The organism is Pseudomonas sp. Eth.TT006, assembly GCF_054456575.1.
In genome coordinates this window covers 171341-184746 of sequence record NZ_JBTJEN010000007.1, presented here as the reverse complement: position 1 = coordinate 184746, position 13406 = coordinate 171341, and the positions used below count along the sequence as shown (strand labels likewise).

Sequence of the window (13406 nt, the reverse complement as noted above, 5' to 3'; positions counted from 1 at the left end):
GTTACCTCGGTAGTTGATTGGTTTCGGCGGCGATCGCGGCCGGTTGGGTCAGGGGGAGGCGCAGCGTGAAGCAGGTGCCCTGGCCCGGCGCGGACTGCACCTCCATCTGGCCTTTGTGGTTGTTGGTGATGATGAAGTACGACACCGACAGCCCCAAGCCTGTGCCCTGGCCGATTTCCTTGGTGGTGAAGAACGGCTCGAAAGTGCGTTTGCGCACGCTCTCGCTCATGCCGATGCCGTTATCCTCGACCTGAATTTCCGCCCATGGCGGGTTGAGTCTGGTGCGCAGAATGATCCGCCCCGGCTCGCTGTCATCTTCGCGCTGGTGAATGGCCTGCGCGGCGTTTTTCAGCAGGTTGAGCAGCACTTGCTCGAGTTCGTTGGCGGTGCCCGGCACCGGGCCGAGCGCCGGGTCGAACTGGCGGATGATCGCCTGACCCTTGAAGTCGAAGCCGATGGCCAGATCGAAGTCGTTGCCGGCGATTTCCACCGCCTGATCGATCAGCGCCGGCAAATCGCACGGCGCCAGTTGCCGGGTGCTGCGCCGACTGAAGCTGAGCATATGGGTAACGATTTTCGCGGCACGGGCGCCGGCCTGCTGGATGCCATCGAGCAGTTTCGGCACTTCGCGGTTCTGCAGGTAGAGGTTGACCGTGTCCAGCTCGATCCCCAGTTGTTCGGCGGTTTCGAGGTTTTTCGGCAGCTCCGGCGACAGTCGGCGGCGAATGTTCTGCACGTTGTGCAGAATCGCGCCAAGCGGGTTGTTGATCTCATGCGCCATGCCGGCAGCAAGACCGCCCACCGAAAGCATCTTTTCCGACTGCACCATCATTTCTTCCAGCGACAGGCGCTGGGTGATGTCGTCGATACGGATCACCACGCCGCGACCGGCACCGCCCATCAGCGGGTAGAAGGTCAGGGCGTAATGCTTCGGTTCGTCATCCTTGACCCAGGTCACCCGCTCGATCTTCGCCACCGTGTGCTCTTCGACGGTCTGCTTGAGTTGCGGCAGAAACGGCTTGAGTGGTTCGAAGGCGAGGAAGATCGGCTGGTTCAGCGCCTCATCCAGACGCGTCCCGGAAAGGGCGCTGGCCTCCTGGTTCCACTGGGTCACGTAAAGCTGTTCGTCGAGGGCGATCAGCGCCGAGGGCATCGAGTCGATGATGCTGTTGAGATAATTCTGGAAACCGGTGAGCTTCTTCTCGATCTTGCTCCGCACCTGGACTTCCAGCTCCAGCTTGCGGTTGGTGTGGCGGGTTTCTTCGGCCAGACCCTGGGCCTGATCGTAAGCGGCCTGCGAGTCGTCGCGGGCGCGCTTGAGTTGCTGCTCGCGGGCTTCGATGCGCGAGAGCATGGTGTTGAACGCTTCGGCGAGGCTGCCGATTTCATCGTGGTTGCCTCGCGAGGCGCGCAGGGCGTAGTTCTCTTCACGGGTGACCTGACGCGAGAGCTCTTCCAGTTCATGGATCGGGCGGGTGATCAGGCGTTTGATCTGTCGGGCAATCACCAGCCACAGCAGCACACTGAAAATCAGGATGCCGAGACTGGCGGTCAGCGTGCCGGTGTAGAACGCCATCGGCAGTTCACTGCTGGCCACCAACAGCAGATGCCCCGGTGCGGTGCCGGGGCGGGGCAGGGTGATCAACTGGTTGCTGCGAAATTCGGTGAGTTGCCAGGCTTCCACATGGCGATAGCGTTCCGGCAGATTGAGCTTGTCGCCACGCTGCACCTGGGCTAGGCGGTCACCCTTGCCGTCATACAGCGCTGCCGCGCGCAGCGGCGAATAACTGTCGAGTTCCTTGAGCAGGCGTTCGGCGCTTTGCGGCGACTCCAGTGCCTGGGACACCAGGCTCGGGTTGGAGATCAGCCGGCCGATGGTCTGCAGGGCCTGCGGCGCCATGCTTTCCTGGGAGATGTAATAGGCGGCGCTGATAAAGGTCAGGTTGGCGACCAGCAGAACGGTGGTCAACAACACCAGCAGGGCGGCCAACAGTTTCTGGCCGACCGGCAGGTTTTCGAGGCGCTGGCGCAATGGCATCAGGTTTATCGCAGCTAAGGAACAAGTGGCCAGCGTAGCCGCTGCTCAGTCGCTGGGCAATCCAAGGCTGCGCAGGTGCTCGACCAGACGCTGTTGCAATTGCGTGAGGTGCGGCAGTTTCAGTTGATGGCGCGCGGCGACTTTGCAGGCGTGGCCCAGCAGGTAGCTGATTTCGGTGCGGCGCTGGTTCGCCGCGTCCTGATACATCGAGGAGTAGTTGGCTGCCGTGGCGTGGATCACCCGTTCGACTTCCTGTTGCAGATTGACTGCCGCCGCTGGCTGCCCGCACCGTTCCAGCAACTCGGCCAGTTCGGCGCAGAGCGTGGCGACTTCGCATTGATGCTGCTCAAGGCCGCCATTGCGGCAGCCGTGGAGCACGGTCAGCGGATTGATCGCGCAATTGAGCGCCAGCTTGCGCCACAGCCGGGTGAGGATGTCGGTGCTCCATTCGTGGGGAATCTTCGCCGCTTCCAGATCGTCCAGCCAGATCGGCGCCACCGGGTGCGCGGCGTCACCCAGCCAGGTGAAACCATGACCGGCGAACACCACGCGCCAGTCGCCGTCCCGGAAGGCACCTTCGGTGCTGGAGGCGCTGATGCAGCGCGCCTGCGGAACCCGTGCCGCGACCGCGTCCTGACTGCCGAGGCCGTTCTGCAACAGGATCAACTCGGCATTCGCTGTCAGTCTTGGAGCGAGGCGAGCGACGGCGTTTTCGGCGTCATAGGCTTTGCAGGCGACCAGCAGGCGGCGGATCGGCTCCGGGTCGTCCGCCGTCTGCGCGGGAACGGCGTAGGTGTGGGCTGTGCCCTGTTCGACCAGGGTCAGCCCACCGGCCGCCTGATAACTGCGCAGACGTTCGGCATCACGCACGATCAGCCGCACCGGCAGGCCAGCGCGGGCCAGGCGCGTGGCCCACAGGGTGCCGAGGCTGCCGGCGCCGAGAACGTGCCAGGGGGTGGACATCAGTTTTGCACTCGGTAAGGTACTGGCATGCAAGGCTCGCCGTATCGGTGGGAAAAGACCCGTTATAATGAGCCGGATTTTAACCGCAAGCCAAGCGCGCTCCATGCTGATCGAGCGCGCCTTTTTATTGGAGAGATTACATGCCGTCGTTCGACGTGGTATCCGAACTGGACAAACACGAGCTGACCAACGCGGTCGAGAACGCCGTGAAGGAACTCGACCGTCGTTATGACCTGAAAGGCAAGGGCAGCTTCGAGTTCAAGGAAAAGGACCTGACCGTCAATCTGACCGCTGAAGCCGGTTTCCAGCTGGAAGCGATGATCGAGATCCTGAAGCTGGCCCTGACCAAGCGCAAGATCGATGTGCAATGCCTGGAAGTCAAAGACGCTTACGCCTCGGGCAAGCTGATGAAGCAGGATGCGATCCTCAAGGAAGGCATCGACAAAGAGCTGGCGAAGAAAATCGTCGCGCACATCAAGGACGCCAAGTTGAAAGTGCAGGCCGCCATTCAGGGCGAGCAAGTACGTGTAACCGGCAAGAAGCGCGATGACCTGCAGGAAGCCATCGCGGCCCTGCGCGCCAAGGAATTCGGCATGCCACTGCAGTTCAACAACTTCCGCGACTGAGTCCGGTCGTATGACCTATGGGAGCGGGCTTGCTCGCGAAAGCGCTCTGTCAGTCAGCAATTGATTGACTGACACAACGCCTTCGCGAGCAAGCCCGCTCCCACATTTACTTTGTGTACAGGCCGGGTAGCCGGAATCAGGAGATGAGAGATGGATTTGAATGCTGAGGTAGACCACCTGGTCAAGGCATCCCAGGCGTGGATTCCGATGATCATGGAATACGGCAGCCGGGTGCTGCTGGCGGTGATTACACTGGCGATCGGCTGGTGGCTGATCAACAAGGTCACGCAAAAGCTCGGCGGTCTGCTGGCCCTGCGCAATGCTGACCTGGCGCTGCAAGGTTTCATCAGCAGCCTGGCGAACATCATCCTCAAGGTGCTGCTGATCGTCAGCGTGGCTTCGATGATCGGCGTGGAAACTACCTCGTTCGTGGCGGCCATCGGTGCGGCCGGTCTGGCCATCGGTCTGGCTTTGCAGGGCAGCCTGGCGAACTTCGCCGGCGGCGTGCTGATTTTGTTGTTCCGTCCGTTCCGCATTGGTGACTGGATCGAAGCCCAAGGCGTGGCGGGTACGGTCGACAGCATCCAGATTTTTCACACTGTGCTGCGTACCGGCGACAACAAGACCATCATCGTGCCGAACGGCAACCTGTCGAACGGCATCATCACCAACACCAATCGTCAGCCTACCCGCAAGGTTGTGTTCGATGTAGGTGTGGACTACGAAGCAGATCTACAGAAAGCCCGTCAGGTGCTGCTGGATCTGGCCAAGGATGATCGCGTGTTGCAGGACCCTGCGCCACAGGCGGTGATTTCGACCTTGGGTGACAGTTCGATCACTGTTTCCCTGCGTGTCTGGGTTAAAACCGCAGACTACTGGGACGTGATGTTCATGTTTAACGAACTGTCGCGTGATCGTTTGAAGACGGCCGGTATTGATATCCCGTTTCCACAGCGTGTGATTCGTGTAGTTCAGGAATCGGCAACACAATGATAGGTTGCTAATTAAATGCCTGACTTATTGGTCAGGCATTTATGAAAGGCGACAGGCAATAAAAAAGGCCCATCCGAAGATGGGCCTTTTTTTATGCTTCCAAACTAACCACTGACAGTTACAGGATGTTCAGTGGGTATTCGGTGATCAGGCGGAACTCTTTAACGTCGCCTTCGCCTTCGTCGGCGTTGGCGGTGTGCCAGGCTTGACGGATGCGGAAGGACAGATCTTTTGCTGGGCCAGACTGAACAACATATTTGGCTTCGAAGTTGGTTTCGTGGTGTTTGCCATCTTCACCGTACAGCGGTGCGCCAGTGTCGGTGCGGTATTGGCTGTTTGCAGCCAGGCCGGTGCCGTCGATATTCCAACCTTTGACGTAGCGAACCATGAAGCTCAAGCCTGGTACGCCGTACTCGGCCATTTTCAGGTCATAACGCGCTTGCAGGGATTTCTCGCCTGGGCCGTTGAAGTCAGAGTACTGGATGGAGTTGGCGAGGAAAATCGAGTCGCCACCGCGGTTGTTCTTGCCTACACCGACGTAGTCGAATGGTGTGTCACCGTTAACCTTCTGGAAGGCCAGGGTGAAAGTGTGTGCTTTCAGGAACGACAGCGCGGTTGCCAGGGAGAAGGCAGTGTTGCTGATGTCACCTGCCAGCTTGTCACCGGTGTCGGTGGTGCGGTAGATGTTGAAGTCAGTGTTCAGCGAAGTGTCGCCACCGAATGGAGTGGTGAGGTTGACGTTCGCGTAGTACTGGTTCCAGATGTCTTCCAGTTTGGCGCCGTAGAGCGATGCGGTCAGGTTGTCAGTGATGCCGTATTTGCCGCCGAAGTAATCGATCGACTTGGCTTCTTGGCCAGCGTAGTTAGCGTACAGGCCGCCGTTACGGGCGTTTTTGTCCTGGCTGGTCGCCGAGTAGAAGTGACCGGCTTCGAGGTCCAGGTCTTTGACTTCGCTGCTCTGCAGCTGGAAGCCGCTAGCCGATTGCGGAATGATACGGGAGCCACCAACTGCGAACACAGGAGCAGTGCTTGGCTGCTGGTCGCCGACTTTCAGCTCGGTTTTGGAGATGCGGAACTTGACGGCTGCGCCGGCTTTGCCCTGACTGTCATTAACGTCGTGGGCATACTCGTTGGCCTTGACGGTGTCGCTGCGGCTCATGTTGCCAGTGCCGGAAGTACCGTCACCGCCATCCAGTTTGACTGCCAGGTAACCGAATGCATCGATACCGACGCCTACGGTGCCTTGGGTGTAACCGGAGGTGAAGTTACCGAGGAAACCCTGGGTCCAGTCTTTCTGGTCGTGACCACCGTTCTTGTTGTCGCGGTTGAAGTAATAGTTCTTCAACGTCTCGGTGAGTTTCGCATCTTCAACGAAACCTTTGGCTTCTGCCTGGTCACTAACAAACGGGGCGGCCGTAGCCAACTGAGTACTGGCTGCTGCTGCAACGGCCAGTGCGATTGTGCTCCACTTCATCACGCGCATCGTGATTTGCTCCTTTGGTTTTAGAAGAGTACTGCCGTCCCACCTGTTTTATTATCTGGGCGGCTCTTTCTTTTTGTGTCGGCGCAAACTTATATCACGCCGACAATGTTGGCGATACTTGCACATACAACCTTTCGCGTTCTTTACGACGACGTCGCAAACAGCTGGGTTGATGTCGCAAATTCACATTACCCCTGCAGCCGGGCTGACAACTTTATCGCTGTTTTCGGGCCTTTTGCATCGGTAAAAAAGAGTCCCTGGCAAAACACTTGAATCTCCATTGGGGCAACCCTGCCACCGTGTTTGATTGGTCTGAAGCTGCCACTTCCCGTGGTGTGCTTGCAGACCTTCTGTGTATCAATGCAACAAGCGTGCACAAAGTGCAGGCGTGTGCCTTTTATTTTTCAAAACAGCCACCCGCGTTCGTGAAAACCTTGTGAAAACGCGGGTTCAAGCCCTTTTTTATCAGGGGCTTGACGCACACCGTTACATCGTGTTGTCAGGTGCGCCGGGCGGCCTGACAACCAAAAACGTTACCGGTTCACCCCGTCCGTGAGTATTTGGCGGATGCCCGACGCACTGAGCGTAGACGCAATGTACGGTTTTGGTGCAAAAAATTTGCAGGCTGTACCAGATTCATACAGCTGGAGCAGGACTGTTGGCGGGTAACAGGTCGTTTCGGCCATTTTTCTGTATCAAAGAATTGTCTGGGCTCCGCAATGGTGCGCGACGGACATGGATGTCTCTTGTCGGGGCTGATGGTCCTCGTCGGGGATTGCCGTCGTGAAGCCCGGTGCATTCGCAGGTATGCTGCCTGTCTGTCGCTTGGTGCGCTGCCTGTACAGGCGGCCGCCAAGCTAAATGAGGTAGATCAGCCGGGAGTGCACGCAGTGTTTGTTTTGGATTCACGACTTCAACAGGACACCCTGACCATCGGCGACTTTCCGTTGTGTCGGCTGCTGCTGTCCAACGATGCCAATTACCCGTGGTTCATCCTGGTACCGCGTCGCGACGATATCAGCGAGTTGTTTCAGTTGGATGTCGCCGACCAGCAGCAGTTGTGGCAGGAAACCACTGCACTGGCCGAGTTGCTCAAGGACTTGTTCGACGCTGACAAGATGAACGTCGCGACCCTGGGCAACGTCGTCAGCCAGCTGCATATGCATGTGGTCGTGCGCAAACGGGATGACGCCGCGTGGCCCGCGCCGGTCTGGGGCAAGCACCCGGCCAAGCCGTACAATGCCGAGCAGGTAGCGGCCATCCGTGAGCGGCTGGGTCTGGTGCTGACCGAGCACTTCACGTTTCTGGAGGATTGAGTCATGAGCCTTGAAGCGCGCGTTACCGATCTGGAAAGTCGTCTGGCTTTTCAGGACGACACCATCGAGGCCCTGAACGACGAGCTGGTGGCGCAGCAACGGATAATCGAGCGTCTGCAACTGCAAATGGCCGCATTGCTCAAGCGTCAGGAAGAGATGGTCGGGCAGTTCGATTCTTCCGAGGAAGAGGCGCCGCCACCGCACTATTGATGGCAGCACCTTTTGTGCGGGCATAAAAAAACCGCGAACAGTCTGGCTGTTCGCGGTTTTTTTTGTTGCCTTGGATCAGCGACGCGGCAGGGCGGCGATCACGTCCTCGGCTTGCAGGCCTTTGTCGCGGTTCATCACCGAGAACTCCACGCGCTGGCCTTCGACCAGAACGCGGTGGCCTTCGCCACGGATTGCACGAAAGTGCACGAAAATATCATCACCGGAATCCCGGGAAATAAAACCGAAGCCTTTAGAGGTGTTGAACCACTTGACGGTGCCGGTATCGCGGTTGCTCATGTCATAGCTGGTCGGTGCGGCGGCCGGCGACGATTTATAGAAGCTGACAGCCAGGTGCACCACCACGGCAATCAGTGCAATCAGCAGGCTGAACAGCACGGCCGGTTGACCGGCGATGACCGGCATCGGCGCGATCAGGGTCAGGGTTTGCAGGACGACGGTCAGTACCAGCAGCGCGCTGACCAGGTTTTGCAGATGCTGGCGCGGGCCTTTGTTCCAGTAAGGAATCACTGGAGCGATGACCAGGTTCAGCAGGCCGAAAAAGGCCAGGTAAAGTGCATCGGGTTGTTGCAGGTAAGGAACGGCTTCGGACTTCAAGCTGGGTATGAACGACAGCAGCAAGGCCGCTGCGCCCATTAGCAGGTGGACGATTTTCAACATTTTGATTGGCTCACGTTATGACGGCTCACAAGGAAGAGCTGAAGGCGCATGGTTCGCTTCGGAACAATAAAGAGGCGTTGGACACGTACGCGGCATCAGCCTATGCGCCTCACCCCCGAAAAATGGGGCGTAGCGACACACCGTCTATTTAACAGCAAAGCCTGCGGGTTCTCAAATTACCCCGGCCAGCGGCGCCTGCCGGTCGATTTGTCGCACGCAGCAAGGCGATTGCAGGCTGCGAGCGGGCGCTGGCCTTGCTAGAGTGAGTCAGCAACTGCTGGATGAATTCAATCGCCTCAGGGGGTAAACATGGCAATCGATATCGGTATCAGTGAAGAAGATCGCAAGTCCATCGTCGAAGGGCTGTCGCGGCTGCTGTCGGACACCTACGTGCTGTATCTGAAAACCCATAACTTCCACTGGAACGTCACCGGTCCGATGTTCCGCACCCTGCACCTGATGTTCGAAGAGCAGTACAACGAACTGGCGCTGGCCGTGGACCTGATCGCCGAGCGTATCCGTGCTCTCGGCTTCCCCGCGCCGGGTGCCTACGCCACGTATGCCCGTCTCTCTTCGATCAAGGAGGAGGAGGGCGTGCCCAGTGCCGAGGCCATGATCAAGCAACTGGTCGAAGGGCAGGAGGCGGTAACCCGCACCGCTCGCGGCATTTTCCCGTTGCTGGACAAAGTCAGTGACGAGCCGACGGCGGACCTGCTGACCCAGCGCATGCAGGTGCATGAGAAGACTGCATGGATGCTGCGCGCGTTGCTGGAAGCCTGATCGCCATAAACGCGGGCGTCCCGGTGGATGTCCGCGTGCTGATGCAAATCTTACCGATGATGTCGGCTTATCCTACGTAGATCGGCAACTAGTCGTCTGGCGCTGACTTGGCGTCTGCGTTTTTATGAAGGCACAGGATGTTGCTTTTGTAACAACCAGAAATGGCAAAGGAGTGTCAGCGATATGGTAGGTGGTGACAGGCGAAGCGAACAGCTTGGTTCGCGACAGGAAATGAAGGTCGAACCGCTGGTCAGCGACTTCGACTTCGAATTGATCCGGCCGCTGTCGAGGTCGGTGCGTCTGAATGGCTTTGCGACCTGCTTGCGGCTCGAGCAGGTGTACTGGAACATTCTGGCGGCGATGGCCGAAGACAACAGCTGTTCGGTCGGTACGCTGCTGTCCCATGTGGACCGCGAGGTGCACCTGCGTCAAGGCGGGGTGAAAAACTTCAGCGGTCTGGTGCGGGTGGTGTGCGTGATGAATGGCTTGCGCGATACCGCGCCGGCCGCCGAGCCCGGAATCGGCAATAGTTGAAATGACCTGGCGGGCTGTGCAGTCTTACGGCTGCACAGCCCGCATTTTAATGGATATAATCCCGCTCTTTCGCCGCAAAGCCCTGCGCGCGGTGGCAATCTGATCGCCGAGACACCCTCCATGCCGATGTACGATTACCAATGTGCTTCCTGTGGTCATCAGTTGGAAGCCATTCAAAAGATCAGCGAGGCACCGCTGGTCGACTGCCCTGCCTGTCAGGCGCCAGAGCTCAAGAAACAGCTGTCCATGCCAGGTTTTCGCCTCAGCGGCAGCGGTTGGTACGAAACCGATTTCAAGACCGGAGCCAAGAAGAACCTGGCCGGTGGCGACAAAGCTGACTAGGGTTCAATCCCAGGTCGAACGACACGCGTGAGATTTCGCACTGCTTGATGGCGACGGGATCTCCACCGAATTTCGAATTACGAGAAGCGAAACCACTACCATGATGCGCAGCCATTATTGCGGCCAACTGAACGAAAGCCTGGAAGGTCAGGAAATTACCCTTTGCGGATGGGTTCACCGTCGTCGCGACCACGGCGGGGTGATTTTCCTCGATATCCGTGATCGTGATGGTCTGGCTCAGGTGGTGTTCGACCCGGATCGCGCCGAGAGCTTCGCCGCCGCTGACCGCGTGCGCAGCGAATACGTGGTGAAGATCACCGGTAAAGTGCGTCTGCGTCCGGCCGGTGCCACCAACGCCAACATGGCGTCGGGCATGATCGAAGTGCTGGGCTACGAGCTGGAAGTGCTGAATGAAGCGGAAACCCCGCCGTTCCCGCTCAACGAATACTCCGATGTCGGCGAAGAAACCCGTCTGCGTTATCGCTTCCTCGACCTGCGTCGTCCGGAAATGGCCGAGAAGCTGCGCCTGCGTTCGCGCATGACCACCAGCATCCGTCGCTACCTCGACGAGAACGGCTTCCTCGACGTGGAAACGCCGATCCTGACCCGTGCCACCCCTGAAGGTGCGCGTGACTATCTGGTGCCAAGCCGTACTCACGCCGGTTCGTTCTTCGCGCTGCCGCAATCGCCACAGCTGTTCAAGCAACTGCTGATGGTCGCCGGCTTCGACCGTTACTACCAGATCGCCAAGTGCTTCCGCGACGAAGACCTGCGTGCCGACCGTCAGCCTGAGTTCACTCAGATCGACATCGAGACCAGCTTCCTCGACGAAAAAGACATCATGGGCCTGACCGAAGGCATGATCCGCAACCTGTTCAAGGAAGTGCTGGATCTGGAGTTCGGCGAATTCCCGCACATGACGTTCGAAGAAGCCATGCGTCGTTACGGTTCCGACAAGCCGGACCTGCGTAACCCGCTGGAGCTGGTAGACGTTGCCGACCAGTTGAAAGAAGTCGAATTCAAGGTGTTCAGCGGCCCGGCCAACGACCCGAAATGCCGCATCGCCGCACTGCGCGTGCCAGGCGGGGCGAGCATGCCGCGCAAGCAGATCGACGACTACACCAAGTTCGTCGGCATCTATGGTGCCAAGGGCCTGGCGTACATCAAGGTCAACGAGCGTGCTGCCGGTGTTGAAGGCCTGCAGTCGCCGATCGTGAAGAACATCCCGGAAGACAAACTGAACGTGATCCTCGATCGCGTCGGTGCGGTCGATGGCGACATCGTGTTCTTCGGTGCCGACAAGGCCAAGATCGTCAGCGAAGCCTTGGGCGCACTGCGGATCAAGCTCGGTCACGACCTGAACCTGCTGACCTGCAAGTGGGCACCGATGTGGGTTGTCGACTTCCCGATGTTCGAAGAAAACGACGACGGCAGCTTCTCGGCGCTGCACCACCCGTTCACCGCGCCGAAATGCTCTCCTGAAGAACTGGAAGCCAATCCGGCCGGCGCACTGTCCCGCGCCTACGACATGGTGCTGAACGGCACCGAACTGGGTGGCGGCTCGATCCGTATCCACCGCAAGGAAATGCAGCAAGCGGTGTTCCGTCTGCTGGGTATCAACGAGGCGGAACAGGAAGAGAAATTCGGCTTCCTGCTCGACGCGCTGAAGTACGGTGCACCGCCGCACGGTGGTCTGGCCTTCGGTCTCGACCGTCTGGTGATGCTGATGACCGGCGCCCAGTCGATCCGTGAAGTGATCGCCTTCCCGAAAACCCAGAGTGCTGCCGACGTGATGACGCAAGCGCCGGGTGTGGTGGATGCCAAGGCACTGCGTGAGCTGCACATTCGTTTGCGCGAAACGCCAAAGGCTGAGTAAGACGGGCCTGAAGGCGCATCTTCGGATGCGCCTTTTTTCTTTCTGTAGAGAGCAGGTCGAGATTTTTTTGTTTGCCGGCCGCTGCCTGAGCAGGGCGGGCAACGTTTCAAAGAGAATTCGGAGCGAGTTATGGCAGGTCATTCCAAGTGGGCGAACATCAAGCACCGCAAAGAACGTCAGGATGCCAAGAGGGGCAAGATCTTCACCAAATGGATCCGTGAACTGACCGTTGCAGCCCGCCAGGGCGGCGGCGATCCGGGTTCCAACCCGCGCCTGCGTCTGGCCCTGGACAAGGCGCTCGGGGCCAACATGAGCCGCGACATTATCGATCGTGCCGTGGCCCGTGGCGCCGGGGCGACTGAAGCGGACAACGTTGAAGAGCTGACCTACGAAGGTTACGGCCCGGGCGGCGTGGCGGTGATGGTCGAATGCATGACCGACAACCGCAACCGCACCGCGGCAGCCGTCCGCCATGCGTTCAGCAAGTGCGGTGGCAACCTCGGCACCGACGGGTCGGTGGCTTATCTGTTCGAACGTAAAGGCCAGATCAGCTTCGCCCCGGGCGTTGACGAAGATGCGCTGACCGAAGCGGCGCTGGAAGCCGATACCGACGACGTGGTCACTCATGAAGACGGCTCCATCGATGTATTCACCTCGTTCACCAGTTTCTATGCCGTACGCAACGCGCTGGAAGCCGCAGGGTTCAAGGGCGATGACGCGGAAATCGTCATGCAGCCGACCACCAGTGCCGAGCTGGATCTGGACGGCGCGGAGAAGGTGCTGAAGCTGATCGACATGCTTGAGGACCTGGATGACGTGCAGAACGTCTATTCCAACGCGGACATTCCGGAAGACGTGGCCGCTCAGCTCGGTTAAGAGCGACTAGGCTTGAATGTGGGAGCGGGCTTGCTCGCGAAGGCGGCGTATCAGCAAACATTAATGCTGAATGACCCACCGCTTTCGCGAGCAAGCCCGCTCCCACAGTTGTTTTTTGTTGTTATGTAAATCGTGTTTTTTCAAAACCGCAGGCGTTATGACTTTAATTCTGGGTATCGACCCCGGCTCGCGCATCACCGGTTACGGCGTTGTTCGCGATACCGGGCGTGGCGGCTGCATCTACGTGGCCTCGGGCTGCATCCGTACCGGCGCCGGCGAGCTGCATGAGCGGCTGCAAATCGTTTATCGCGGCGTGCGTGAAATCATTCAGACCTATGGCCCGGTAACCATGGGCATCGAAAAAGTGTTCATGGCGAAAAACGCCGATTCCGCGTTGAAACTGGGGCAGGCCCGTGGCGCCGCGATTGTGGCCGGGGCGGAAGAGTGTCTGGAGATTGCCGAGTACACCGCAACCCAGGTCAAGCAAGCCGTGGTCGGCACCGGTGCGGCCAACAAGGAGCAGGTGCAGATGATGGTCATGCACATGCTCAAGCTGACCGCCAAGCCGCAAATCGACGCCTCGGATGCCCTGGCCATCGCCATTTGTCACGCACACACCCGCTCCAGTCTGCTGCCGCACGGTCTGGGAGCTGCACGCAGTCGTGGCGGGCGCCTGCGTCTCTGATAGCAT

14 protein-coding genes are annotated in these 13406 nt (G+C 59.0%); 10 read left to right on the top strand and 4 right to left on the bottom strand.

Annotated elements, in window-relative coordinates:
• Position 1: 1 nt before the first annotated feature.
• Both ACXR0M_RS13660 and ACXR0M_RS13655 read right to left on the bottom strand, forming a co-directional pair.
• Positions 2-2038: a sensor histidine kinase gene (locus tag ACXR0M_RS13660; protein ID WP_458832355.1), complete on the bottom strand. Its 2037-nt coding sequence runs from the start codon at positions 2036-2038 to the stop codon at positions 2-4.
• 45 nt (positions 2039-2083) lie between these two features.
• The gene (locus tag ACXR0M_RS13655; protein ID WP_458832354.1) at positions 2084-3001 is read right to left on the bottom strand and encodes a putative 2-dehydropantoate 2-reductase; all 918 of its coding nucleotides are present in this window, start codon (positions 2999-3001) and stop codon (positions 2084-2086) included.
• Between the two features lie 140 nt (positions 3002-3141).
• On the opposite strand from ACXR0M_RS13655, the gene ACXR0M_RS13650 reads away from it, so the two are divergent.
• The gene (locus ACXR0M_RS13650) at positions 3142-3627 is read left to right on the top strand and encodes a YajQ family cyclic di-GMP-binding protein (protein WP_003227548.1); all 486 of its coding nucleotides are present in this window, start codon (positions 3142-3144) and stop codon (positions 3625-3627) included.
• Positions 3628-3777: 150 nt separating this feature from the next.
• A complete protein-coding gene (locus tag ACXR0M_RS13645) occupies positions 3778-4620 on the top strand; it encodes a mechanosensitive ion channel family protein (protein WP_458832353.1) in 843 nt (280 codons plus the stop codon).
• A gap of 118 nt (positions 4621-4738) precedes the next feature.
• Here the strand turns inward: ACXR0M_RS13645 and ACXR0M_RS13640 are convergent, their stop codons facing one another.
• Positions 4739-6103: an OprD family porin gene (locus ACXR0M_RS13640; RefSeq protein WP_458832352.1), complete on the bottom strand. Its 1365-nt coding sequence runs from the start codon at positions 6101-6103 to the stop codon at positions 4739-4741.
• A gap of 890 nt (positions 6104-6993) precedes the next feature.
• On the opposite strand from ACXR0M_RS13640, the gene ACXR0M_RS13635 reads away from it, so the two are divergent.
• Together ACXR0M_RS13635 and ACXR0M_RS13630 are read left to right on the top strand one after the other, a co-directional pair.
• A complete protein-coding gene (locus ACXR0M_RS13635) occupies positions 6994-7419 on the top strand; it encodes an HIT domain-containing protein (RefSeq protein ID WP_458832351.1) in 426 nt (141 codons plus the stop codon).
• 3 nt (positions 7420-7422) lie between these two features.
• Complete coding sequence (locus ACXR0M_RS13630) at positions 7423-7629, top strand: SlyX family protein (RefSeq protein WP_458832350.1); 207 nt, start codon at positions 7423-7425, stop codon at positions 7627-7629.
• Positions 7630-7704: 75 nt separating this feature from the next.
• On the opposite strand, the gene ACXR0M_RS13625 is transcribed toward ACXR0M_RS13630, so the two are convergent.
• Positions 7705-8307, bottom strand: coding sequence for a cold-shock protein (locus ACXR0M_RS13625; RefSeq protein ID WP_458832349.1), 603 nt, complete (start codon positions 8305-8307; stop codon positions 7705-7707).
• Between the two features lie 309 nt (positions 8308-8616).
• On the opposite strand from ACXR0M_RS13625, the gene ACXR0M_RS13620 reads away from it, so the two are divergent.
• The 6 genes from ACXR0M_RS13620 to ruvC all read left to right on the top strand — a co-directional run bounded on the left by ACXR0M_RS13620 (position 8617) and on the right by ruvC (position 13400).
• On the top strand, positions 8617-9087 hold the full coding sequence (locus ACXR0M_RS13620) for a Dps family protein (RefSeq protein WP_123467217.1): 471 nt from the start codon (positions 8617-8619) through the stop codon (positions 9085-9087).
• A 183-nt stretch (positions 9088-9270) separates the two neighbouring features.
• Positions 9271-9621 carry a ribbon-helix-helix domain-containing protein gene (locus ACXR0M_RS13615; RefSeq protein WP_458832348.1) on the top strand — a complete coding sequence of 117 codons (351 nt, stop codon included), beginning with the start codon at positions 9271-9273 and terminating at the stop codon, positions 9619-9621.
• 120 nt (positions 9622-9741) lie between these two features.
• Positions 9742-9963: an FmdB family zinc ribbon protein gene (locus tag ACXR0M_RS13610; RefSeq protein ID WP_458832347.1), complete on the top strand. Its 222-nt coding sequence runs from the start codon at positions 9742-9744 to the stop codon at positions 9961-9963.
• 100 nt (positions 9964-10063) lie between these two features.
• Positions 10064-11839: an aspartate--tRNA ligase gene (aspS, locus tag ACXR0M_RS13605; RefSeq protein ID WP_458832346.1), complete on the top strand. Its 1776-nt coding sequence runs from the start codon at positions 10064-10066 to the stop codon at positions 11837-11839.
• Between the two features lie 129 nt (positions 11840-11968).
• Complete coding sequence (locus ACXR0M_RS13600) at positions 11969-12715, top strand: YebC/PmpR family DNA-binding transcriptional regulator (protein ID WP_458832345.1); 747 nt, start codon at positions 11969-11971, stop codon at positions 12713-12715.
• Positions 12716-12872: 157 nt separating this feature from the next.
• The gene (gene ruvC, locus ACXR0M_RS13595; protein WP_458832344.1) at positions 12873-13400 is read left to right on the top strand and encodes a crossover junction endodeoxyribonuclease RuvC; all 528 of its coding nucleotides are present in this window, start codon (positions 12873-12875) and stop codon (positions 13398-13400) included.
• Positions 13401-13406: the final 6 nt, after the last annotated feature.

Bases quoted from the DNA above. Each gene is read 5' to 3' on its own strand.
- ACXR0M_RS13630 (WP_458832350.1), top strand. From the start codon at position 7,423: ATGAGCCTTGAAGCGCGCGTTACCGATCTGGAAAGTCGTCTGGCTTTT.
- aspS (WP_458832346.1), top strand. From the start codon at position 10,064: ATGATGCGCAGCCATTATTGCGGCCAACTGAACGAAAGCCTGGAAGGT.
- ACXR0M_RS13610 (WP_458832347.1), top strand. From the start codon at position 9,742: ATGCCGATGTACGATTACCAATGTGCTTCCTGTGGTCATCAGTTGGAA.
- ACXR0M_RS13625 (WP_458832349.1), bottom strand. From the start codon at position 8,307: ATGTTGAAAATCGTCCACCTGCTAATGGGCGCAGCGGCCTTGCTGCTG.
- ACXR0M_RS13615 (WP_458832348.1), top strand. From the start codon at position 9,271: ATGGTAGGTGGTGACAGGCGAAGCGAACAGCTTGGTTCGCGACAGGAA.
- ACXR0M_RS13645 (WP_458832353.1), top strand. From the start codon at position 3,778: ATGGATTTGAATGCTGAGGTAGACCACCTGGTCAAGGCATCCCAGGCG.
- ACXR0M_RS13620 (WP_123467217.1), top strand. From the start codon at position 8,617: ATGGCAATCGATATCGGTATCAGTGAAGAAGATCGCAAGTCCATCGTC.
- ACXR0M_RS13660 (WP_458832355.1), bottom strand. From the start codon at position 2,038: ATGCCATTGCGCCAGCGCCTCGAAAACCTGCCGGTCGGCCAGAAACTG.
- ACXR0M_RS13640 (WP_458832352.1), bottom strand. From the start codon at position 6,103: ATGCGCGTGATGAAGTGGAGCACAATCGCACTGGCCGTTGCAGCAGCA.
- ACXR0M_RS13655 (WP_458832354.1), bottom strand. From the start codon at position 3,001: ATGTCCACCCCCTGGCACGTTCTCGGCGCCGGCAGCCTCGGCACCCTG.
- ACXR0M_RS13600 (WP_458832345.1), top strand. From the start codon at position 11,969: ATGGCAGGTCATTCCAAGTGGGCGAACATCAAGCACCGCAAAGAACGT.
- ACXR0M_RS13650 (WP_003227548.1), top strand. From the start codon at position 3,142: ATGCCGTCGTTCGACGTGGTATCCGAACTGGACAAACACGAGCTGACC.
- ruvC (WP_458832344.1), top strand. From the start codon at position 12,873: ATGACTTTAATTCTGGGTATCGACCCCGGCTCGCGCATCACCGGTTAC.